We start from the raw sequence: 22,534 nt of genomic DNA on the forward strand, positions 1-22,534 counted from the left end.
CCCCCCCCCCTTCCCCCCCCCGCCACCTTTTAGATTCAGTTACTTGTTAATAACCGTGAACGAGTGCACGTACGGAAGCTCGGAAGCATCGACGGGAAACTCGATGTCACCGTAGGGGCTCAAAGCGCCCGCGGATTCAGCCACCAGCTCGGTAACAGCGTGGTGACCCTCTGGAATATCGGTCGGCCAGCCTGCGTCGACATAGCCCTTCTTCTCAACGTTAGCCATAGTTGTATCTTTGCACATCATGGCGCAAAAGGACACACGAAGTGGCAATTTCTACCCCACGGCACCCACCCTCCGCGACTACCGTTCAACGCAAGTCATTCCTCATTCGCGCTAAAATTGAGCGATTATGCACCCCAACTCCGCGAACTCCACCACCGAAGGTGCCTCCACCGCCCCCGCCCCAAACGGGTTCCCGTCATACGGAGACTGGCTATTTGCCCAGACGGATGAGTCTCTCGCGGATCTGCTCACCCGATTGCTCACCTCCAACCCCACTACCTTCGTGGAGAACCTCACAGGGAACAGCGCTGCTCTTGATAGCCTTTCCGAAGCCGTCACCTCGAAGCCCAAGCATCATGCGGATGCATACGGCGATGCCCCTGACCCTGCGCTAATCCACCTGACGGCTCTTGAGCTGGCCGTCTGCCACGCGGCCTGTGAACTGGACGCTGTCCATCACCCTTGCACCGTTGCCGAGATCAAAGAAACACTCACCGAACTCTTCGATATAGCCAACACTCCTACTCCAAACCGCCCAACGGATCACGACGTTCGCGCAGCGATACAGTCTTTGTGCACCTGGGGATTAGTTTTTGGCCCAGACTTGTCTCTGCCGGCTCCTGCTGTGCCCGGCGCGGATACAAAGCTCAAGGTTCCACCCCACCTGCCCCAAATGTTTGAGCCTTCTACGGAGCAGCTCTGGCGCTTAGTCGATTCCACCCGCTGCCCCATTCCAACTGCGAAGCTACCCGCGGTTATCGATGAGCTGCCGCCCCGCCAACGCCGCCTGCTATCTACTTTGGCTGCAGGAGGAGGTGTGGGCCATTCAACTTCCCTACACGAGGGTGCAGACCCCTCCAAGCCACTCCCCACCTTGGTTCGCCACGGCATCCTAGACCAGTTAGACGATACAACCGCACGGCTGACCGGCCGCGTCCAGCAACTTCTCCACGGCACCATCATCACCGACCCAGGTGGGCATTTCACTCCGATAGCTAACGAAGGCGAAGCTATCGCCAGTTCGCGAGCTGACGACGCCGGCACTGCCCAGGCCATTCAACTGATTCAGGATCTCAGCCACCTCATTGAGGATCTCGGCACCAATCCAATCATCCCGCTATCTTCCGGTGGCATCGGCACCCGCGAAATCAATAAGGTCGCTCGCAGGCGCGACGAGTCTGCCGAGAGAACCCTTCATCTGCTTACCTGGCTTATCCACGCAAATCTCCTGGGGCATGGTCGCGCCACCCCAACCCCAGCGGGTCAGCCCGCACGTGACTATTGGGCTCCCACCGAGCTCGCCCTCGATTTCCTCGAGGCCTCCCCCGCCACTGCCTGGGCAATCCTGCTAGTCGGCTGGGCCAATAGCGCCTATGCCCCCTGGTTCGTCGACGATCCTGCCGTTCGCCCCTTTGAATCCGGCACTGCTTCGCACGCCGCTCGCGGCCTGCGCCAAATCTTTCCTAGTCTCTTTACTCGCTCTGTTATTGATGACGCCCCTACGCCTGAACCATCAGAACTGCACCGAGAGCTTTGGCGCGTGCGACCCGGCGAGGCCTGGCGAACGACCCCCACCGCTTGGGATGCGGTGTGGGAGGAAGCCAAAGAGGTGGGGGTGTTGGCGTCATTAAGGAGGGACACAGTACCGACTCGGGCGATGAGCGCGCTCCGCGACGTTCTAAACAACAACATGGATCCTGTTGCGAACCTTGCCGAAGCACTTTCGGAAATCCTGCCGGCTCCCGTGGAAGAACTCATTGTCCAGGCCGATCACACGATCATGGCTCCGGGCTTGTTACGCCCCGCGGATCAGACGATGCTGGCGAGGTTCTGCGAGCAGGAATCCGGCGGCATGGCCAGCGTCTGGAGAATGTCTAAGGAATCCGTAGAGCGAGCTCTTCGAGCCGGGCTCAGCGCCGAGGATATCGAGCAATTCCTCGACGACCGCGCCCTGGGCGGAGCGGATAATGTGCCTCAAGCGTTGCGATACATGCTGCATGACGCGGAGCGGAGCCTGTCGCAGGCCACCGCTGGTGTGGCTCAGATGTACCTGAGCGTGACGGATCCCGCGGCACTGGATCGGATTCTGGCGCTGCCGGATATTGACGGGCTCCGGCTGCGCAGGATCGCACCGACAGTAGCCGTTTCCGCTGCTCAGCTTTCGTTTGTGACTGATCGTCTGGAGGCCATGGGCGTGCAATTGCGTTTGGAAGGTGGCCGGGCGCATGCCGATGCTCCTGTGCTCTCCCGGGTGGCTACGCCAACGCGGGAAGGGCTGCAGTCCGCCGACGCCGACGAGAGCGTCATCGCTGGCGCTATCGAAGGATTCCGACGCAGTCACGAGCACGCCGTTGACCTGATGAGCGGATCTATGAAAGACGTCGCGAGTGTGTCCGCAGACCCGGCGGAGAGTCAACGCGACAGAGCCCGCGTCGTCCACTCAGCCGAGGAAATGATGGCGGCTATCTCGCGGGCGTATTCCTCCGGAACGATTGTGCGAATCAGTTACGTCAATCACGAGGGCAAACAGACGAGCGACCAGGTGTCGATCGTGATGATTCGTCCCTCGACTATTGCGGTGGTTTCGGAAATCAGTGGTGAGAGCTTCACTGTGCAACCCCACCGGCTTAGCAGCGTCGAATACTAACCTCTAGGGCGGTTGCAAGAACGGGCTAACATAGTAGGTTGTCCCAAAAATGTAGCTGTGGCCTTGATCTTCGTGCCGCAGCCCGAACCCGCTGTGAGGAGCATCCAGCTAGTGAGCATCGGCACCGGCCCCTTGATCGTCCAATCCGACAAAACTGTGCTGCTGGAGATCGACCACGAGCAAGCTCAAGAGGCGCGTACTGCGCTGGCACCATTCGCAGAGCTCGAGCGTGCACCCGAGCACGTGCACACCTACCGCATTACCCCGCTGGCGCTGTGGAATGCCCGTGCCGCAGGGCACGACGCGGAACAAGTCATGGATGTGCTCGAAAACTATTCGCGGTTCCCGGTTCCCCAGCCACTGCTCATTGATATTGCAGACACAATGGATCGCTACGGGCGGCTAAAACTTATCAAGCACCCGGCGCACGGGCTGGTGTTGGAAACGACGGACAGGGCTGTGTTGACGGAGATCCGGCGTCACAAAAAGATCAAGCCAATGTTGGGCGCAGACATCGACGAGGACTCGATCGTTGTGCACCCTTCCGAACGTGGCAGGCTCAAGCAGGAACTGTTGAAGGTCGGCTGGCCTGCGGAGGACCTGGCGGGCTATGTCGACGGCGAAGCACATCCCATCGAACTGTCGCAGGAACACGAACAGTGGCAGCTCCGGGATTATCAGGAGATGGCTGCGGAAAGCTTCTGGGAAGGTGGCTCCGGCGTGGTAGTGCTGCCGTGTGGTGCGGGAAAGACGATGGTCGGCGCAGCCTCCATGGCCAAGGCGAAAGCCACCACCTTGATCCTGGTGACGAACACCGTCGCGGGGCGGCAGTGGAAGGATGAGCTCGTGCGTCGTACCTCCCTCACCGAGGAGGAGATCGGCGAGTACTCCGGCGAAAAGAAAGAGATCCGTCCCGTTACCATTGCCACCTACCAGGTGGTGACACGCAAGTCGAAGGGCGAGTACCGGGCGCTGGAGCTTTTCGACTCCCGCGACTGGGGGCTCATTATCTACGACGAAGTACACCTGCTGCCCGCACCGGTGTTCCGAATGACTTCCGACCTGCAGTCTCGCCGCCGTCTGGGGCTCACCGCCACCCTGGTGCGCGAGGACGGCCGCGAAGGCGACGTATTCAGCCTGATCGGGCCGAAGCGCTACGACGCCCCATGGAAGGACATCGAGGCCTTCCTGGATCGCATGTCCCCCGGCGGTCTCTCGTCCGTTCCCCAGTCCCTGCGGTATTTGATTGACGACGCCACCAGGGCATTCCAGCAGGGCTCCGCCACCGAACCCCACTCGGCTCGTGTCCCGTCTCGCGTGGATACTCCCCAGCGCAACATCATGGACATCACTGGGGACTTTACCGAGATCGCCTCGGAGATCGACGGCGCCGTGGAGGGTTTTCGCCGCGCCCACGACCAGGCCATCGCCGTGGACCCGGCGGACGGCACGAAGGCCTCGGACACCCGGACCTTCCGCTCGCCGCGGGAGATCATGTCCGAGCTGCGCCGCGCCTATACCGCGGGCACACAGGTGCGCCTGCACTACGTGGACTATGCGGGTGCCACCAGCCATGACTGGATCTCCATCGTGATGATGACCCCCTCCACCATCTCCGCGGTGCTCGAATCCACCGGGGAGAGCCTCACGATCCAACCCCACCGCATCGCTGCGGTGGACGTGCCGTGCTAGAGGTTATGACGCAAGTTTATTGAATTCCAGAGAATTTCTGAACATCCGGCGAGCGAAGGAAACGCCCGGCCATTTCCACAGCTGGCTGAGAAGAATCTCCTTCGATTACAAGGGACGCAATCGCCAATTCCCCTGTCGTTCCAGCGAACCAGCCATTGGAAAGCTTGCCATCAATTTCTGCTGTACCAGTCTTTCCGCCAAGTGCACTAAGATCACTCAACGACCTAGCTGAACCGTGGTCAATTGTTGATTTCATCATCGTCCGGAGGCTTTGAATAGTTGTATCGCTGACATGCTGGTCTGCCTGTTTATTCACTACTGTCTGTTCGCCTTGAATGAGCTGTGGAGGAACAAGCAAGCCGCCGTTAGCGACAGTCGATTGCATGAGCGCAATCCCAAATGGACTAGCTAGAACCTCGCCCTGTCCAATAGAAGCCTCCACACGAGGAGGTCCAGCCGGTGTCCGCGGCACCGAACCAGTAAGTGTGGTCATCCCTGGTACGTCGAAGTCGGAGCCAATTCCGAGTTCTAAAGCAGTCCGTTGCAGATCATCTTCTCCCAAACGATCCGAAATGACCGCTTGGGTTGTGTTACATGATTGGGCGAAAGCTTCTTCCAGTCGAACGCTACCTAGATCGAAGTCATGATCGTTGGGAATCTTGCGTCCAGCGACGGTGATATTGCTAGGACAAGGTAGTTCCTCATCCATGCTGACTGCCCCTGCCTCTAGTGCCGCCGCTGTGGTCACAGTTTTGAACGTCGATCCCGGTGGGAATAGCCCGGTGAGTGCGATTGGCCCTTGGTTATTTGCCTTGTCATTTTGTGCAACGGCAAGGACACCTCCTGTTCTAGGATTGAGCACGACTAGAACTGCGGCACGTTGCTCACTGTCCACTGCTTGTTTTGCTGCGCTTTGCAGTGTGTTATCCAGAGTGGTTGCGATTGGCTGAACTCGGCGAGGCGGCTCAGAGGCTACCGTCGTCATACCTTGTGAACTCTCAGCGCGTATCGACCATCCTGAATTAGCATCGAGCACTGACTCCCAATATTTGTTCAATTCAGCATCCAGCGGAGAGTTAAGAGTTTTGGACACGCTTAAGAGACGCCCCTGCTCCACAGTGGAAATTCCCTCAAAGGTCCTAAGTTGCTCTTGTATCTTCCGGAATTCTTCCTGCCTCAAAGTGAGGAGCACGGTGTCTTCATCCTGAGACTCTCCCAAGGTCTGCTCGATCCACTCCTTAGTCGTTGTGGGAGACACTGGTGCAAAAATCTGGGCCAATTCCTGCGCTCTAGAGGCTATGTCTTTGCGACCTCGTACCTGAATAACTTTCGTCCAGGTCATATATTCATTGCCCAAGCGATCTTTAATTGGAAGATCGTACTGTTTATCTTCAGCAAAAAAGAGTGCGGAATCATCGCTCAACTGAGCTTCGAAGATCGAAGGCAACCATTGAGGCTTACCATCCTGTCCACTAAGGACGAGCCGACCATTGCTCTCCAACTCCACACCATCTTTGGACCAAGTCACATGAGTATTCTGCTTTCCATTGGAAATATCAGATTTTTCGATGTTGACCTTCACACCATGAAGTGACTGCCGAAATTCATGAAGGGCGCGCTCCGGGTCTGGATGATCCAGATACCGTGCAGCCTTGCTGTCATCTCCCGCGTTGAAAGCTTTGAGAAATACGTCTGAGTCTGATTCCCACGGTAGAGCTGAACAGCTGCTCAACATCACTGCGGAGAGCGAACAGAGTGCAATCACCGACTGACGGAAACGATTGTGCTTAGTCATCATGGGAGTGACGTTAAGTGAGACGCATTGGATGCCACCAATATCACATAATGCAATTGTCTCATTTCATTCACATATAGGCGATGGTAGAAGTGTGTATTCAAGTGGCAGAAATTCTAACGAAGAGCGTCCACGAGCAGTCTAGCCACTTCGCCAATAGCACCATCGTGAGTACTCATTGCTTGTTCTGGCACCACCTGTTTCAGCATGATGGACACCACAATGGGCTCCTCGCCCTCAACCTGGATAATCGAAGCTTCACCATGGAGAAGTCCTACAGTGCCCGTTTTTCCATAGATATCAACGCCGCTTGGAGGAAAGCCTGAAGGAACACGGTGACGCCACACCTGCAACCCCAAGAGTTCACACATAGATCGACGTACCGCTGCACTATCGTCTTTCCAAACCTGTTCCAAGTCATTAGTTATTTCCGCCAACGAAGAGACTGCAGAAAACGCTATATCTGTACTTCTCCCCCCTTGGGATTGAACATATTGACGCAATTGTTTCTCCGCCGTCACTAAGCTATTCCGATCTTGCAAGTCATAATGAGGTGGAAACCGTTTAAGAAATGCTTCTCGAGCCCACGCAGGCAGTAGACGCAAAATCTCGTGGGCGGCCACGTTATCTGACACCGATGCGACTTGTTTCATTAAGTCTCGGAGACTCACGTTCACTGCGTCATCAAAGGCAGCGAACCCATACCCTTCGTAAGTTCCTTTGGACGGTGCAACGTCAACACGAAGACGAGGATCCAGATCACCTCGTTGAATCGCTTCCAAAGTGAGGTGGAGGAGCCGGATTTTATATAAGGATGCCACCGTAATTTTCTCGTCTTGTTTGCGTCCGATAGTCACCCCATCGTGCAGTCGCGATGCACACCACCATCCCTCACACCCCGACCGCGTCAACACGTTTTCCAGGGCCATCTCCATCCGTGCAGTCATTGGTTAATCCTTCGACAAATTCTTTCGGCGACCACCATGGCCTCGGCGCCATTGTCCATCCCACCTCGGCGAACCACTACATCCACGGAAAAATCGAAACGGGAAGGAAGCTCAATAGCATTGTCAAACTGGTGAAAACCGCGAAATACCAAAGACATCCCCTCCCCTCTTCCAATCAATAAGCCCCTACCTAGAGCATCCTCTGAATCATTAATTTCGCAAGACACACCCGACCGAAATAGCTCTCTCGCCAAACCACTGGCTGCACTTGAATTGTCATTCAGGTTCTCCACCAGCAGATTCAATTGAGACAAGGTCTTATCCAACCTTGAATACCCCGGCGGCACCACTAGATCACGTGACAGAGAAAACTGCCTCGCACTGCGGTGAGTACCCAAGGGAACCGGAGCTTGAACAAGCCCCGCATGAATAGCGCCTTCTTCAACACGGGCAAGAATCTCAACAGAAGGCAGTGACAACAAAACTACTCCATCATGCTGCTGTGCCTTTGCTGCAATACGCGATCCTATCTCGCTTGGAAGCGCACTACTGATGGCCAAACGAAACCCGCTTTGCGCACCACTTCGGATACCGTCAATCATCGAATGCATAGTCTGAAGATCGCGATTAATCACCCGGGCATATGGAAGCAAGGTCAACCCTGCCTCGGTTAGTTTCACTTCCCCCGCCCCTCGGATAAATAGCGGTGTACCTACACCAGCTTCTAAGCGCTTAATGGCATTGGAGACAGGCGGCTGACTCACTCCCAGTCGCGCTGCCGCCGCTGTAAAACTACCGGTCTCCGCTAAAGCCACGAAATACTGCCATTGGCGCAGATTTCCCGTCTGAGCAATCATGGGTCTCAGCATAGTGGAGCACGAGTTCGCACCACTGCAGCGTAAAATGATGTCTTTGGCTTGAGCAACACCGTCGCGGTGGCGTCGATAAACAAAAAGGAAGTGACACACAGCGTGGGCATTGGAAACGGACCGCTCATTGTGCAGTCGGATAAGACCGTGCTGCTGGAAATCGACCACGAACAGGCGCAGGAGGCGCGCACCGCGCTGGCACCATTCGCAGAGCTCGAGCGCGCGCCCGAACACGTGCACACCTACCGCATCACCCCGCTGGCGCTGTGGAACGCCCGCGCCGCAGGGCACGACGCGGAACAAGTCATGGACGTGCTGGAAACCTACTCGCGGTTCCCCGTCCCGCAACCGCTGCTGATCGACATTGCCGACACGATGGATCGCTACGGGCGGCTGAAGCTCATCAAGCACCCGGCGCACGGGCTCGTGTTGGAGACGACGGACAGGGCTGTGTTGACGGAGATCCGGCGTCACAAAAAAATCAAGCCCATGTTGGGCGCAGAGATCGACGAGGACTCGATCGTTGTGCACCCTTCCGAGCGCGGCAGGCTCAAGCAGGAACTGCTGAAGGTCGGCTGGCCCGCAGAGGATCTGGCGGGCTACGTCGACGGCGAGGCACACCCCATCGAGCTGTCGCAGGAACACGAAGAATGGCAGCTGCGGGACTACCAGGAGATGGCGGCCGATAGCTTCTGGGAAGGCGGCTCGGGCGTGGTAGTGCTGCCGTGTGGTGCAGGAAAGACGATGGTTGGCGCCGCCTCGATGGCCAAGGCAAAGGCCACCACCCTGATCCTGGTGACGAACACCGTCGCGGGCAGGCAGTGGAAGGACGAGCTGGTGCGGCGTACCTCCCTGACGGAGGATGAAATCGGCGAATACTCCGGAGAGAAGAAGGAGATCCGCCCCGTGACCATCGCCACCTACCAAGTGGTCACGCGCAAGTCGAAGGGCGAATACCGGGCGCTGGAGCTGTTCGACTCCCGCGACTGGGGCTTAATCATTTACGACGAGGTTCACCTGCTGCCTGCCCCGGTGTTCCGCATGACCTCCGACCTGCAGTCTCGCCGCCGACTGGGACTGACCGCCACTCTGGTGCGTGAGGATGGGCGCGAAGGCGATGTATTCAGCCTGATCGGACCGAAGCGCTACGACGCGCCGTGGAAGGACATCGAGGCACAAGGGTGGATTGCCCCTGCGGATTGTACTGAAGTACGCGTGCAGCTAACCGAGGCCGAGCGCATGGTCTACGCCACCGCCGAGCAATCCGACAAATACCGCCTGGCGGCCACCACACCAACGAAGACAAAGGTGGTACGCAAGATCATGGAAATGCATCCGGACGAGCCCACCCTGATTATCGGCGCGTATATCGACCAGCTGGAGGAGATCGCTGGCGAGCTGGATGTACCTGTTATCGACGGCAAGACCGGCAATGCCAAACGCGAAAAGCTCTACCAGCAGTTCCGCGACGGTGAGCTACAAACTCTTGTGGTGTCCAAGGTGGCGAACTTCAGCATCGATCTGCCCGGCGCCTCGGTAGCCATTCAGATCTCCGGCACTTTCGGTTCTCGCCAGGAGGAGGCCCAGCGGCTGGGCCGTATTCTGCGTCCAAAGCCGGACGGTGGCGGGGCGTTTTTCTACTCCATCGTCGCCCGTGACACACTGGATGCGGACTATGCCGCGCACCGCCAGCGCTTCTTGGCTGAGCAGGGCTACGGCTACCGCATCGTCGATTCTTTCGACCTTTAGAATTATCCCTGCCTTTAGACCGTCACGTTTAGGAGCCCCATGTCCGCCGCCCAGCAACCGATGCAGGTTGACTTCCATTTTGATGTCGACGACGAATACGCCCGTAAGCACAATGAGTTTCTGCGCGATGCCAAGCGCATGCAGGTCTCGGCGGGCATTTTGGCGCTTGTGTTGGCCGTGATCGTGGCTGTTCTGCTGGTGACCGCTGGCACGCACTGGTGGGCAATCGCCATTAGCTTCGCTCTCGGTGTATTCGCACTGTTGTGCCTGGCGCTGATCCCGATCCTGCCGCGGAAGATGGGGTCGCCACAGCAGTACTTCGACATGTATGACCTGGCTCCGGCGATGATTGCAGAGGTCAATGCACGGGATATGGTGCTGTTGATGCTGGTCGACGCCTCCGCAGATCCAGCGCGGACCGTCCCCGCTCTGGCCTATCGCACCGTCACCTCCATTCCGGGAGTTCCTCGGGAGGTCGGCGCCAAAGTGCCGTCTATGGCGGTGACTGGCTACCGTCCTACGCGTGGCCCCAAGGTGTATGAGGAGATTTCCCCAATGCCGGTGGCATGGGGAACCGGGGATGCCAAGGTGTGGAAGCGTGCGGAGCGTGCCATCAGCACGAACCTGTGGAAGCGCCTGGAGGGACTGCTGGATCAGGTGGATAAGGCCAAGGCGGCTCCCCGCAGTGTCTATCTGCTCGACAATCCCGGCGATAAAGAGGCTAAAAACTAACGTAGATCACGATTGCGAAAACCGGGTGATTGATTTCACAATGGTTGCGTAGGTCACTACACTGGCACGCACATTGTTGAACAATCCGGCCGGCGGTGCGGAAAGCGGCACCACTGGCCATACAAGGAGTCGATCACATGTCCACCTCCCGCAACCCGATTTCCATCGACCTCAACGCTGACCTCGGCGAAACGACCGGTGGCAACCCGGTCAGCGACGATGCAGCAATGGTGGCCATCGTCTCTAGCGCCAACGTCGCCTGTGGATTCCACGCTGGCGACCCACATGCCATTTCCTCCACCCTCGCCGCCGCTGCCGAAAACAACGTGACCGTCGGCGCCCATGTGGGCTACAACGATGTAGCTGGCTTCGGCCGCCGCTTCATCGACTACTCCCCCGCGGAGTTGGCCGACGAGGTGCTCTACCAAATCGGTGCTCTCGACGCGCTCGCCAAGGCTCGGGGCACGCAGGTGCGCTACGTAAAGCCTCACGGCGCGATGTACAACACAATCGTCCACCACGAGGCACAGGCAAAAGCCGTCATCGAGGGAATCAAGGCTTTTGGAGCAGATCTTCCCGTGATGTTGCTGCCAGGAGCCGTAGCCGCCACATACGCAGAACGGGCCGGCCTCCGCGTAATCAACGAGGTCTTCGCCGACCGCGCCTACAACCCAGACGGCACATTGGTATCCCGTCGCAAAGCCGGCGCAGTACTGCACGACCCGGATACCGTCGCCGCCCGCGTCGTCCGCATGGCGCAGGAAGGCACCATCGAGGCCATCGACGGCACCACCATCCGCACGGCAGCGGATTCCGTGTGCGTCCACGGTGATTCACCCGGCGCGGTAGCCATGGCAGAGCGCATCGCCGCAGAACTGAAGGCCAACGACATCACTATCGGGAGCTTCCTGTGAGCCACACCGTTTCCCCCGTCGGCACCCGCGCCGTCATCGTAGATCTACCCGACCTCGCCACAGTCATGGCTTGGCACGCATCACTTGTCGCCAGCCCCTTGCCCGGGCAGATCGAAGCCATCGCCGCGGCGCGCACTGTACTGGTTTGTTTCGACGCCCACTCCTCCGCCATCGCAGGCCTGAAAGCACTGCGCGACTTCCGTCCGCAGAGCTCCGCCGAGACCACCCCGCGAGAGGTCACCATCGACGTCATCTACGACGGCGAGGACTTGGCGGATGTCGCAGAACTGATGGGCATTTCCACCGAAGAATTGATCGACCGCCACACGCAGCAAAAGTGGCTGGCAGCTTTCGGCGGTTTTGCTCCCGGTTTCACCTATTGTGTGCCTGCAGAAGACGATCATTCCTACACCTGGGATGTTGCCCGTCGCAGTTCCCCGCGCACAGCGGTTCCCGCCGGCGCCGTGGGTCTGGCGGGACAGTTCTCCGCCGTATATCCCCGCACCTCCCCTGGCGGGTGGCAGTTGCTGGGGCATACGACCCAGCCAATGTGGGATACGCACGCCGAGCAGCCCGCCCTGCTGCAGCCTGGCGATACTGTCCGCTACCGCCAGGTGCGCGAATCCATCAATGTGGAAGCAGGTGTTGATACCACGTCCAGCGATGCACACGCTGGCGCCGTAAAGGACGCGTCCACGAGCGCGGGAGTAGGGGCGTCACAAAGCAACAAACCTCACGTGCCCGTCCGGCCGAGCCTTAAGGTTCTCGACGCTGGATTGCAGACACTCTTCCAGGACACCGGTCGTGCGGGCTACGGCGACATCGGCGTAAACAGCTCCGGTGCGATCGACCGGGCAAGCGCCTGGGCCGCGAACGATGTGGTCGGCAATTCATCGACGGCAACGGTGCTTGAAAATATCGGCGGCTTGGAGCTAGAGGCTCTGGTGGATACCGCGGTCTGCGTCACGGGTGCACGAGGACAGGTATCAATCGACCGTAAGACTTTCGAACTCGGTGCCCCCGTACAGGTCAAGGCAGGCCAAACGCTGAAGATCGAACCCGTTGGCGGCAAGGGCAATGGTCTGCGCAACTACGTTGCAGTACGCGGCGGACTAATCACAGACCAGGTGCTGGGTTCCAGCGCAACCGACATTCTCTCGGGCTTGGGGCCACAACCCGTAGCTACTGGTGATGTGCTGAAGGCAGGACGTCGAACCGCACAGGCTTCCGTGGGTACGACCACGACCAACCCGTTCGACGGCAGCAATGTTTTGCGCTGTGTGGCCGGTCCGCGCGCCAACTGGTTCAGTGACGAGGAGCTGCAGCGATTCACCGAGATCGAGTGGATCGTTACGGGACAGTCGAACCGCGTCGGGCTCCGTCTGGCACTGCCGGAGGGCAGCGAGGACAGTCACGGTAGCGAGGGCAGCCCCACCCCTACGCCTCTGCAGCGGAGCCGCGACGGAGAACTCGCCAGTGAGGGCATGGTCACGGGCAGCATCCAGGTGCCTCCGAACGGTCTGCCCGTAGTGTTTATGGCGGACCACCCGGTAACTGGCGGCTACCCTGTCATCGCAACCGTCGTCGACAAGGATCTTGACAAGGCTGGTCAGCTTGCGCCTGGCGACACAGTGCGTTTCGAGCTTATGGAGTTCGATCAGCAGTCACAGCAGGCGCCGCAACCACAATAAGACACCCGACACAACACCTAAGAACGCTAAAGGAAACAAGGAACAACCAATGAGCCAAGATACCTTCCCACTGCAGACAGTCCTCATCGCCAACCGCGGTGAAATCGCGATTCGCATCGCACGTGCCGCTCGCGATCTGGGCATCCGTTCCATCGCTGTCGTTTCCGAGGCAGACGTGGACAACCTGCACGCAAAGATCGCCGACGAGGCCTACACCCTGCCTGGCAATACCGCCGCTGAAACCTACATGAATATCCCGGCTCTACTGGACATCGCTCTGCGCGCCGGCGCGGATTGCATGCATCCCGGCTATGGTTTCCTCTCCGAGAATGCAGACTTCGCTCGTGCCGTCACTGAAGCCGGCCTGACCTGGGTTGGCCCGGCGCCGGAAGCCATCGAGACCTTGGGCAACAAGGTCGCCGCGCGCGCCTTGGCCACCGAGGTTGGAGCCCCGCTGGCTCCCGGCACTCCGGACCCGATCCCGAACTGGGAGCAGGCCCGCGACTTCGCAGACCAGCACGGCATGCCTATCGCGATTAAGGCTGCCTTCGGCGGCGGTGGCCGTGGCCTGAAGGTCGTCCACGACTACAACGACATCGAAGCTGCGTTTGAGTCCGCAGGCCGCGAGGCCAAGGCGGCATTTGGTCGTGGTGAGTGCTACGTGGAGAAGTTCTTGACCAAGCCCCGCCACGTCGAGGCGCAGGTACTGGCCGATACGCACGGCAACGTGCGTGTCATCGGCACGCGTGACTGCTCGGTGCAGCGTCGCTTCCAGAAGCTGGTCGAAGAGGCTCCGGCTCCGTTCCTCACCGACAAGCAGCGCAATGACATCATCGAGGGCTCCCGCGACATTTGCCAGGCCGCGAACTACACGGGCGCAGGCACGGTGGAATTCATTGTCGCCGAGGATGGCACCGTTAGCTTCTTGGAGGTCAATACTCGCGTGCAGGTCGAGCACCCAGTCACCGAAGCCGTGACCGGTGTGGACATTGTCGGCGAGCAGTTCCGCATTGCCGCAGGCCTGCCGCTGAGCTTCGATGAGGATCCAGCTAGCGATGGCCATGCCTTCGAGTTCCGTATCAATGCAGAGGATGCCGCCAACGGCTTCGTCCCTTCCCCTGGTACTGTTACCCAGTTCGAGATCCCAACTGGTCCTGGTATTCGTGTGGATGCTGGTGTGCGCGCTGGCTCCACGATTCCGGGTTTCTACGATTCGCTGATGGCCAAGCTCATCGTCAAGGGGCCGAACCGTGAGGTCGCGCTGCGCCGCGCCCAGGCCGCACTGGCTGAGATGCGTATCCAGGGTGTACGCACGGTATTGCCGTTCCACAAGGACATCGTGACCCACCCTGCGTTTTGCGGCGATGATCTGCACGTATACACCGACTGGGTGGACAAGGAGTACGAGCCGGGCATCGGCGCTGGCTACGCCGGCTCTTCCCCCGAGGACGTCGAGGATGCGTACACGGAGCGCACCACCCTTACCGTAGAAATCGATGGTCGCCTACACCGCGTGAGCGTTCCTTCCTCCTTCGGCGTTGCTGCTACCCCTTCGGCTGGTGCTGACGCCACCTCGACCTCGTCTGCTGCTGGTTCCAACGCTGGCGCTGACAAGTCCGGGGCAGGCGCTTCTACTGCCGGCAACGCGGTGGAGTGCCCCTACACTGGTGTGCTGGTGAAGTGGCAGGTTTCCGATGGTGATTCGGTGGAGGTCGGTCAGCCGATCGCGACGATCGAGGCGATGAAGATGGAATCCACGGTGGAGGCTAAAACATCTGGCACCATCACTCTGGCGAGCCTCAACCCGGGCGACAATGTGTCCAAGGGCGACGCGCTGGGCCACATCGCTTAATCTTGAGCACCGTTGCGTAATAGGCTGTAGTGCTATGCACTCCCAGTCAGCTATTGCGCACTCTCGCCTCCTCGACGGCATCGCCTCCGGGACTTATGCTCCCGGCGAAAAGCTGAACGAGGTGAATGTGGCTCAAACACTGGGAATCTCCCGTAATACCTTGCGGGAGGTATTCGCCACCCTGGTTTCGGAGGGGCTGCTGGAGCGGATCCCCAACCGGGGTGTTTTTATTGTGGAACCCACCCGCGAAGATCTGCGTGACATGTACGCCAGTCGCCTGGTGTTGGAACCGGGTGCCCTCTTGTGGGGAGCACGGCAAGGGCTACAGAAGCTGGAGAGCATCGTATCCACGGCGGAAAAGCTACGAGATTCCACTGGCCGGGATGCCTCTGATGACGATATCCGCGCGATTGCGGATGCAAACCAGGCGTTTCACCGTGCGATCGTGGTCAGCGCGGGGTCGGAAGGGCTCAATCAGACGATGGATCGTATTTTGGCTCAGATGCGCTTGGGTTTTGTGCGCGCTAACCGACTGAATCACCAGTTCCATGTGGAGTTCATCGCCCAGAACCGAGCCGTAACGGATCTGATTGCGGAGAAGCGCTGGGAACTTGCAGCTAACCAGTTAGCTGGTTCCCTGCAGCACACGCATGACAATATCGATCGCTACTTCGGCTAGTTTGCTGTGCCGGAGTTATAAGGCTTGAGGGTGATAAGGCTTGAGGGTCGAGTCCCCATAACGATCAGGGCACTTGATACTGCACGTCGCGTGCATCGGTAATCAGCATGTGTCCCGGTGCATGGCAGATAGCGAACTCCGGCTTGGACTCCATCACCACCGATTGCGGGGTCACTCCACATGCCCAAAACACCGGAATTGTGCCCGCAGGAATATCCACGGATTCGCCAAAGTCGGGTTGATCCAGGTTCTCGATGCCGATTGCGGTTGGGTCGCCCACATGTACCGGAGCGCCGTGCACTGCCGGGTAACGCGAGGTGATCCGCACCGCATCGGCCACCTGGGAGGCGGGGATTGGTCGCATAGATACAACCATCGGCCCGGAAAACACTCCCGCAGGGGTGGTCTCAATATTCGTCCGATACATGGGCACGTTCCGCCCTTGGGCGATGTGTTCTACTGGCACATTGTTTTCCAGCAGTGCTGCTTCGAAGGTAAAGGAGCAGCCGATAATGAAGCTCACCAGGTCATCGCGCCACACGTCACGCACGTCCGGAACCTCCGCTTCCAGCTGCCCATCGCGGTATACGCGGTACAACGGAATATCGCTGCGGATATCACCATCCACCAGCAGTTCGGAGGAGACTTGTCCAGCCTCTAGCACTCCCAGCAGCGGGCAGGGCTTGGGATTGCGCTGAGCAAAGAGGAGGAAGTCGAATGCCTGTTCCTGGGGCAATGTGATCAGATTTGCCTGCGCGTAGCCCCGTGAGTAGCCGGAGGTGTGTGTCACAGCGCCCCCGCGGAAGATCTCACGCGCCTGTCGTGGTGAGAGCACTCCAGGATTCTGGAATGTCTGCACTTCCACTCCCCTTTCCTTCGAGAAACGTCTTAGGCCCAGATTTCTGGCAACTTGCTCATCGAGCTCCAACCCAGGTAAAGCGTCAACAACCAGGTGATTACGCCGAGGACCAGCAGCCATGCCGGGTACTTGTAGTTCTGCATCAGATCACGGCGGCGCCAGGCTACCCACAGCACAACAGCGAAGCCGATCGGCAGAATCAGACCATTAAACGCACCAGCAAAGATCAGTAGCTTCTGCGGTGCCTTGTTGAGGACCAGGTAAATCACTGCGCACACAGCGATGAACGCAACAACAAGCCAGTTGAAGGTGGACTTCTTCATGGACTGTGGCGTCACAAAGGTCAACGAGGTGTAGGAGGCGCCCACCACAGACGTCAAGCCTGCAGCCCACAGCACCACGCCGAAGAAGCGCACGCCGATGTCACCGGCTGCGTGGCGGAATGCATCAGCGGCCATGTTGTCGCCAGCCAGGGTCACACCCGAGGCGACCACTCCGAGGATTGCCAGGAACAGCAGCATACGCATCACGCCTGTGACCACGATGCCGGAGACCGAGACCTTGGTAATCGTGCCCACGTTATGCACGCCAGTCTGTCCGGAATCGATCATGCGGTGCGCACCTGCAAAGGTGATGTAACCGCCGACGGTGCCACCGATCAGCGTGGTGATCACCAGGAAGTCCACCTCGTCCGGCATCACGGTATTCTGCAGCGCTTCGCCCAGTGGCGGCGAAGAGACAATCGCGACGTAGATCATCAGCAGGATCATGATCGCGCCCAAGCCGACCACGATACGGTCCAGAGCCATGCCCGCACGCTTGGACAGGAAGACGAAAATGGCGATGGCCGCTGACAGACCACCACCGATAAGCGGATTCAGACCAAGCATCGCATTGAGGCCCAGACCCGTGCCACCGATGTTGCCGATGTTGAAGATCAGGCCACCAACGAAGACGAAAGCAGCCATGACCCAGCCGAGCCCCGGCAGAATCTCATTGCCTAGCTCGTTGGCACGCTTACCGGATACGCCCAGTACGCGCCAAACATTGAGCTGAATGGCGATGTCCACGAGAATCGATACCAAGATTGCGAACGCAAAAGCTGCGCCCATCTTCACTGTAAAGACGGTGGTCTGGGTGATAAAGCCCGGGCCGATGGCGCTGGTGGCCATGAGAAACATTGCGCCCAGCGATGCGGTGAATGTGGCAGCGCGGGCGGTTTCGGGCTTGTTACCCGTGTGCTCGTCTGTGTTGGACATTAAAGCACCTTTCTATTAGTGATCCGTATCACCTTAGAATGTTGTTCAACAATCTGCAACTGCCTGTCGCAGCCATCCAGCCAGATCATCAATGCGCTGCCGCCACACAGCAGGTGCGGCAATGATGTGCTCACTGTCGTACTCGTAAAACTGCACCTCGGCGCCACTTTCTTCGAAGTACTTCTTAATGACGCCACCCGCGGTTCCCCTGCTATCGAAACGTGCAATGGAAATAGCCGTCGGCACCCCTGCAATATCCACCGCGAACCCCTCCGGGATTCGCGGGCTTAGGGCCGCCAGGAAATTCAAATCCGGCGCCGTGCTCACCACCTGGCCGGCAGCAACGAGCCCACTACCAAAGACGACCAGGCCGAATACTTTCGGCGCCAGCTCCGACTTGATCTGAACGATAGCCTCCGCAACATCCTGCTGACTGAGCTCCCAGGATCCATAGCCAGGTAGTGGATATGTCAGATCCACAATCGTCACCCCGGAGCGCTCCGCTAGTGCCGCGAAAAGCGGCAGCCAGAACTGGTCGTGGCTCGCACCATCCCCAAACCAACCCGGCCCTCCATGCAGACTGACAGCTACTGCCCCACTGGGGTTAGGGGGCGTCAGAACCGTTCCAACAACCCCATCCGGCAGCGCACCATGCTGTGCTGTCCAGGGCTCTGCTCGCACTTGTGCGGTATAAGCAACGTGGGGCATGCGGTGATCCAAACCAGCCCCCAGCACCAATAAGCTGCTGTGCGCTAGCAGGTCAGGTACCCGCGCCCACATACGCTCAGTATCATCCACGAGGTCCGCAGGGACGGGGCAGGATTGCTCCTTGTAGGTAACCCCCTCATCGGTGACCAGGGAGTTGAAGATCTCCGGGTAATTATCCTCGAAGAAGTTATTCAGCTGCTCCAACTGCTGTTGCGCGGTCAGCGGCTCCACGCCCGCCTGCACGTCACGACTGCTGCCGGGCAGGCTCACGATATCGGAGTTCGGGGTCTGCTCACTCATAGTTTTTCATTGTAAGACTTTCGCAAGACTTTCCGAACCCCATATACGTAGCTCCCCTAGTCGGCGATCGCCTCGAGCGGGGATGTCTTTGCCGCCTTATGCGCCGGCCATAGCGCGGCAAGCACGCCAACGATACCGGAGCCAACCACCATTGTAAGCAGCAACTGCCAAGGTAGAACGGCCTTGTCCAGACCTTCGGCAGCCAGCACCTTCACAAATACCCAGCCCAGGCCCACGCCGATCAGCACACCGAGTAGTGCACCGTAGATGGCAATTTGTACAGCCTCTAGGGTGATCATCCGCCTTACCTGTCGGCGGAACATACCCACCGCACGCAACATGCCGATCTCTTGTTTACGCTCGATCACATTCAATGCCAAGGTGTTGATAATGCCCAGGATGGCCACCAGGATGGACAGCGCCAGCATTGCGTTGAGGATCATCAGCAGCTGGTCAATGGATTTCGACATCGTACCTGCGTACTCGGTAGTGGTGAGGACATCAGCCACGATGAAGGGCTCCACCGACTTGCGCACATTCTCCTGTAATTCGTGTTCCCGGACGCCGTCCTTAGCGTGAACGAAGACCTGCATAGCTCGTAGATCATCGACCTCGGAGATCGGTTTTCCCTGACCGAGGTAGGGCTTGAGCGCAGCTTCATTGAGTAATGTCTGCGGTTGAATCGGCTCCGTATAGATTCCCAGAAGTTTTACTTCGCCTAGCTTTTCTTGGCCTACGCGGTAGATCGGCACGGAATCGCCGACCTTCCACTTCATTTGGCTGGCCTTACTCTCAGAGGCATAGAAGCCGGGCTTTTCAGTCTCCAGGTTTCCGCCCAAGGACTTCAGCCCCATGGACTTCCCCAGATCCCCCTTGTAGAAGAAGGAGAAACTGCCGGAGTAGTTCACGCTGCTTTCACCCTTGGCTTTGCCGACGCTGATGGGTGTCGTGCCGACGGTGGAAAGGGACTCCACACCATCCGTATCTGACACTGCCTTTTCTACTCCCTTAGGCAATGGGAACCCCTGGTTCGCAGGACCGCTCACCACCAGATCGGACTTGACGGTATCTCCAATCATGTCCTCCATGGCGCTTTTCATCGTCGCACCGACCATGCCAAATGCGGCAACGAGTGCCACGCCGAGGGTTAGCGCGAATGCAGTTGTTGCGGTGCGTCGCGGATTCCTGCGCGAGTTTGTGGACGCCAACTTTCCAACCGCACCAAAGGGTGCCCCAAGTACGCGTCCCAGTGCTGGGACAACTGGAATCGATAGTGCCGGAGAAACCAGGAAAGTGCCGACAATCACCAGTAGAGCGCCGAGTCCGAGGATCGATGCCCGGTTGCTCGTTTCGGCGTCACGAAGCAACAGCGCGGTAACTGCAGCGGCGACACCCGCAAGAACTACGACCAGCCCCGAAATGGTACGCAACTTCAACGGCGACGAGCTGGAGACATCGCCGGAACGCATCGCCTCGACTGGATGCACGCGACCGGCACGACGGGCAGGTGCCCATGCCGAGAGAATCGTGATCAGGACACCAACGATCAAAGGCAGAATGATTGCCTGTGGGGTCAAGGTAAGCCCTGAATTCGGGAGGCCGAAGCCGAACTGATCCATGAGAGCGAAGATCCCCTTCGCCAAACCCATGCCCGCGATAATGCCCAGGACGGATCCGACGATGCCAACGAGGATGGCCTCGAACACCACGGAGGTTGTGAGTTGCCCACGTGACGCTCCCAGGGAGCGGAGCAGCGCAAACTCACGGATACGCTGCGCCACCACCATAGAGAAGGTGTTGGCGATAATGAAGGCTCCGACGAGAAGGCTGACCAGGCCAAAGGCAAGGAGGAAGTAGGTGACGAAGCTGAGGCCTTCTTTGACCTCCTTGGAGGACTTCTCCACGATCGAGTCGCCGGTAACAACCTTGAAGTCGGGGTACTTCTGCTCAATTGAACTCTTGAGTTGCTCCGGAGATACTCCGTCGCGAGCGGACAGCCAGAAGCCGTCTGGGAAAGTACCGTCCGTGTATCGCTTGATATAAGTCTCAGGGTCTACGCCCAAGCCTAGGTAGCCGCCTACGGCAAAATCCGTGTCATAGATACCCACGATCTCGTACTCATGGCTATCCCGAATGTCGATGGCTTTGAGCGTATCGCCGATGTGCACGCCATGCTTCTCTGCGGCATCGCCGTTGATCATCGCCTCCTTCTCCCCCTTGGGCTTGCGACCGTCAGTCACGTTAACCGAGGGGCCGGGAGCGCCTTCAGTGAAGTCATTGGGGAAAAGTACGGAAGGAGCTCCGCCAGTGCTAAGTTGCATTCCGTCCTTAGCAACTACTGCAGTAGTTTCGGACGCCATGGAGATACCCTTGACATCCTGGTTTTCTTGCAGCTGCTTCTTTGTCTCGACAGTGATTGGCTTGGTCGGATTCTTCTGGGAGACTTCTACGTCTACAGCGGAGTAAACGTTTTCGAAGATTCCGGTGAAGGACTTCTGCATCATGTCAGTGAACATGAAAGAACCGGAAATAAACGCAGTTCCAAGCACTACGGCGATGATCGTGAGAAGGAAGCGAATCTTGTTGGCAAGGACGCTTCGATAGGAGACCTTTGCTACAGCGCGGGTGTGTCTACGCATGACTAGTGATCCTCCAGCTTGCCCATGACTCCGAGGATGGACTCTACATCGGGCTTGGCTAATTCATCGGCGATGCGACCATCTGCAAGGAACACCACGCGATCTGCGTAGGAGGCTGCCTTTGGATCGTGGGTCACAATAACAACTGTTTGCCCATCCTTGTCCACGGCGCTGCGAAGAATGCTTAGCACTTCAGCGGAGCTGTTCGAGTCCAGGTTGCCGGTCGGCTCGTCACCGAAAATGATGTCGGGTCGGGAAACGAGAGCGCGTGCACATGCTACGCGCTGCTGCTGACCACCTGAAAGCTCAGAGGGGCGGTGTTGCAAGCGTCCCTTGAGTCCAAGACGCTGCACTACTTCATCGAACCATTCTTGATTAACCTTCTCCCCTGCAATGTCCAGTGGGAGCGTGATGTTCTCTTTTGCCGTTAGCGTGGGAACCAGGTTAAAGGACTGAAAAATGAAGCCCAGTCGATCGCGTCGAAGAGCAGTAATCTCCCTGTCGTTGAGGGTTGAAATATCGGTATCACCGATATATGCCTTGCCGCTAGAAATGAAGTCAAGTCCGGCCATGCAGTGCATCAGCGTTGATTTGCCGGAGCCGCTTGGTCCCATAATGGCGGTGAATTGGCCGTCGAGGAAGTCGATAGAAATACCGTCAACAGCGCGAACCTCTGTTTCACCGTGTCCATAGATGCGCTGCAGGTTTACAGCGCGAGCAGCGCTATTGGAATGGGTGGTCTCTTTTTGCTGTTGCATTAGCCTAGCTCCCTTAACTCCTCTGTATTCCCCAATATGTATGGGGTAGTGCCTGCTCTGCGGATAGCACCGCAGGAAAACTATTCGACAAACCTAATTATAAGCTGTGCTTCACGAATTTTCGGAGCCAAGACCGAGATCACAATTGAACACGCAAAAAAGACCCAGAGCACTTTCCCCTATTCGGAGAAAGGCTCTGCGCCTGATTCTTTTTAA

The 22,534-nt window shown here is 58.2% G+C and carries 17 protein-coding genes; 8 read left to right on the forward strand and 9 right to left on the reverse strand.

Annotation, left to right across the window (positions count from 1 at the left end; all coding sequences use genetic code 11):
• Positions 1-39: 39 nt before the first annotated feature.
• Positions 40-228 (reverse strand): hypothetical protein, encoded by a 189-nt coding sequence (locus ACWXWJ_RS09545; RefSeq protein ID WP_293792145.1) that lies wholly within the window; start codon positions 226-228, stop codon positions 40-42.
• Between the two features lie 127 nt (positions 229-355).
• On the opposite strand from ACWXWJ_RS09545, the gene ACWXWJ_RS09550 reads away from it, so the two are divergent.
• Complete coding sequence (locus tag ACWXWJ_RS09550; protein ID WP_473964246.1) at positions 356-2,875, forward strand: helicase-associated domain-containing protein; 2,520 nt, start codon at positions 356-358, stop codon at positions 2,873-2,875.
• Between the two features lie 111 nt (positions 2,876-2,986).
• A complete protein-coding gene (locus ACWXWJ_RS09555; RefSeq protein WP_473964247.1) occupies positions 2,987-4,567 on the forward strand; it encodes a helicase-associated domain-containing protein in 1,581 nt (526 codons plus the stop codon).
• 16 nt (positions 4,568-4,583) lie between these two features.
• On the opposite strand, the gene pbp2m is transcribed toward ACWXWJ_RS09555, so the two are convergent.
• From pbp2m to ACWXWJ_RS09570, 3 genes are all read right to left on the reverse strand, one after another.
• The gene (gene pbp2m, locus ACWXWJ_RS09560; protein WP_016421369.1) at positions 4,584-6,365 is read right to left on the reverse strand and encodes a penicillin-binding protein PBP2M; all 1,782 of its coding nucleotides are present in this window, start codon (positions 6,363-6,365) and stop codon (positions 4,584-4,586) included.
• 113 nt (positions 6,366-6,478) lie between these two features.
• Positions 6,479-7,309 carry a serine hydrolase gene (locus tag ACWXWJ_RS09565; RefSeq protein ID WP_011273098.1) on the reverse strand — a complete coding sequence of 277 codons (831 nt, stop codon included), beginning with the start codon at positions 7,307-7,309 and terminating at the stop codon, positions 6,479-6,481.
• Positions 7,306-8,166 (reverse strand): LysR family transcriptional regulator, encoded by an 861-nt coding sequence (locus tag ACWXWJ_RS09570; RefSeq protein WP_473964248.1) that lies wholly within the window; start codon positions 8,164-8,166, stop codon positions 7,306-7,308. The genes ACWXWJ_RS09565 and ACWXWJ_RS09570 overlap by 4 nt, the downstream gene beginning before the upstream one ends.
• Positions 8,167-8,280: 114 nt before the next feature.
• Here ACWXWJ_RS09570 and ACWXWJ_RS09575 point away from each other — a divergent pair, with 114 nt between their 5' ends.
• From ACWXWJ_RS09575 to ACWXWJ_RS09600, 6 genes are all read left to right on the forward strand, one after another.
• Entirely contained in the window at positions 8,281-9,927 is a 1,647-nt protein-coding gene (locus ACWXWJ_RS09575; RefSeq protein WP_473964259.1) for a DNA repair helicase XPB, read from the forward strand.
• A gap of 39 nt (positions 9,928-9,966) precedes the next feature.
• Entirely contained in the window at positions 9,967-10,659 is a 693-nt protein-coding gene (locus ACWXWJ_RS09580; RefSeq protein WP_473964249.1) for a DUF3239 domain-containing protein, read from the forward strand.
• Between the two features lie 137 nt (positions 10,660-10,796).
• Positions 10,797-11,573, forward strand: a complete 777-nt coding sequence (locus tag ACWXWJ_RS09585; protein WP_473964250.1) for a LamB/YcsF family protein — start codon at positions 10,797-10,799, stop codon at positions 11,571-11,573.
• Positions 11,570-13,264 (forward strand): 5-oxoprolinase subunit B/C family protein, encoded by a 1,695-nt coding sequence (locus ACWXWJ_RS09590; protein WP_473964251.1) that lies wholly within the window; start codon positions 11,570-11,572, stop codon positions 13,262-13,264. Before ACWXWJ_RS09585 ends, ACWXWJ_RS09590 begins: the two co-directional genes overlap by 4 nt.
• Before the next feature lie 49 nt (positions 13,265-13,313).
• Positions 13,314-15,116: an acetyl/propionyl/methylcrotonyl-CoA carboxylase subunit alpha gene (locus ACWXWJ_RS09595; RefSeq protein WP_473964252.1), complete on the forward strand. Its 1,803-nt coding sequence runs from the start codon at positions 13,314-13,316 to the stop codon at positions 15,114-15,116.
• 34 nt (positions 15,117-15,150) lie between these two features.
• Positions 15,151-15,795 carry a GntR family transcriptional regulator gene (locus ACWXWJ_RS09600; protein ID WP_473964253.1) on the forward strand — a complete coding sequence of 215 codons (645 nt, stop codon included), beginning with the start codon at positions 15,151-15,153 and terminating at the stop codon, positions 15,793-15,795.
• Between the two features lie 64 nt (positions 15,796-15,859).
• Here ACWXWJ_RS09600 and ACWXWJ_RS09605 read toward each other — a convergent pair whose 3' ends face one another.
• Genes ACWXWJ_RS09605 through ACWXWJ_RS09625 form a run of 5 tightly spaced genes read right to left on the reverse strand, consistent with a single transcriptional unit; the run spans position 15,860 to position 22,318 of the window.
• Positions 15,860-16,660, reverse strand: a complete 801-nt coding sequence (locus ACWXWJ_RS09605; RefSeq protein ID WP_473964254.1) for a putative hydro-lyase — start codon at positions 16,658-16,660, stop codon at positions 15,860-15,862.
• Positions 16,661-16,683: 23 nt separating this feature from the next.
• Positions 16,684-17,913: an NRAMP family divalent metal transporter gene (locus tag ACWXWJ_RS09610; RefSeq protein ID WP_473964255.1), complete on the reverse strand. Its 1,230-nt coding sequence runs from the start codon at positions 17,911-17,913 to the stop codon at positions 16,684-16,686.
• A gap of 45 nt (positions 17,914-17,958) precedes the next feature.
• Entirely contained in the window at positions 17,959-18,921 is a 963-nt protein-coding gene (locus ACWXWJ_RS09615) for an alpha/beta fold hydrolase (RefSeq protein WP_473964256.1), read from the reverse strand.
• 56 nt (positions 18,922-18,977) lie between these two features.
• Complete coding sequence (locus ACWXWJ_RS09620; protein WP_473964257.1) at positions 18,978-21,560, reverse strand: ABC transporter permease; 2,583 nt, start codon at positions 21,558-21,560, stop codon at positions 18,978-18,980.
• Between the two features lie 2 nt (positions 21,561-21,562).
• Complete coding sequence (locus ACWXWJ_RS09625; protein ID WP_473964258.1) at positions 21,563-22,318, reverse strand: ABC transporter ATP-binding protein; 756 nt, start codon at positions 22,316-22,318, stop codon at positions 21,563-21,565.
• Between the last annotated feature and the right edge of the window lie 216 nt (positions 22,319-22,534).

The organism is Corynebacterium sp. p3-SID1761 (assembly GCF_055862885.1).

Coding starts and splice junctions, on each gene's coding strand:
- ACWXWJ_RS09545 (WP_293792145.1), bottom strand. CDS start 228: ATGGCTAACGTTGAGAAGAAGGGCTATGTCGACGCAGGCTGGCCGACC.
- ACWXWJ_RS09580 (WP_473964249.1), top strand. CDS start 9,967: ATGTCCGCCGCCCAGCAACCGATGCAGGTTGACTTCCATTTTGATGTC.
- ACWXWJ_RS09600 (WP_473964253.1), top strand. CDS start 15,151: ATGCACTCCCAGTCAGCTATTGCGCACTCTCGCCTCCTCGACGGCATC.
- ACWXWJ_RS09610 (WP_473964255.1), bottom strand. CDS start 17,913: ATGTCCAACACAGACGAGCACACGGGTAACAAGCCCGAAACCGCCCGC.
- ACWXWJ_RS09585 (WP_473964250.1), top strand. CDS start 10,797: ATGTCCACCTCCCGCAACCCGATTTCCATCGACCTCAACGCTGACCTC.
- ACWXWJ_RS09620 (WP_473964257.1), bottom strand. CDS start 21,560: ATGCGTAGACACACCCGCGCTGTAGCAAAGGTCTCCTATCGAAGCGTC.
- ACWXWJ_RS09550 (WP_473964246.1), top strand. CDS start 356: ATGCACCCCAACTCCGCGAACTCCACCACCGAAGGTGCCTCCACCGCC.
- ACWXWJ_RS09615 (WP_473964256.1), bottom strand. CDS start 18,921: ATGAGTGAGCAGACCCCGAACTCCGATATCGTGAGCCTGCCCGGCAGC.
- ACWXWJ_RS09570 (WP_473964248.1), bottom strand. CDS start 8,166: ATGATTGCTCAGACGGGAAATCTGCGCCAATGGCAGTATTTCGTGGCT.
- pbp2m (WP_016421369.1), bottom strand. CDS start 6,365: ATGATGACTAAGCACAATCGTTTCCGTCAGTCGGTGATTGCACTCTGT.
- ACWXWJ_RS09595 (WP_473964252.1), top strand. CDS start 13,314: ATGAGCCAAGATACCTTCCCACTGCAGACAGTCCTCATCGCCAACCGC.
- ACWXWJ_RS09565 (WP_011273098.1), bottom strand. CDS start 7,309: ATGACTGCACGGATGGAGATGGCCCTGGAAAACGTGTTGACGCGGTCG.
- ACWXWJ_RS09625 (WP_473964258.1), bottom strand. CDS start 22,318: ATGCAACAGCAAAAAGAGACCACCCATTCCAATAGCGCTGCTCGCGCT.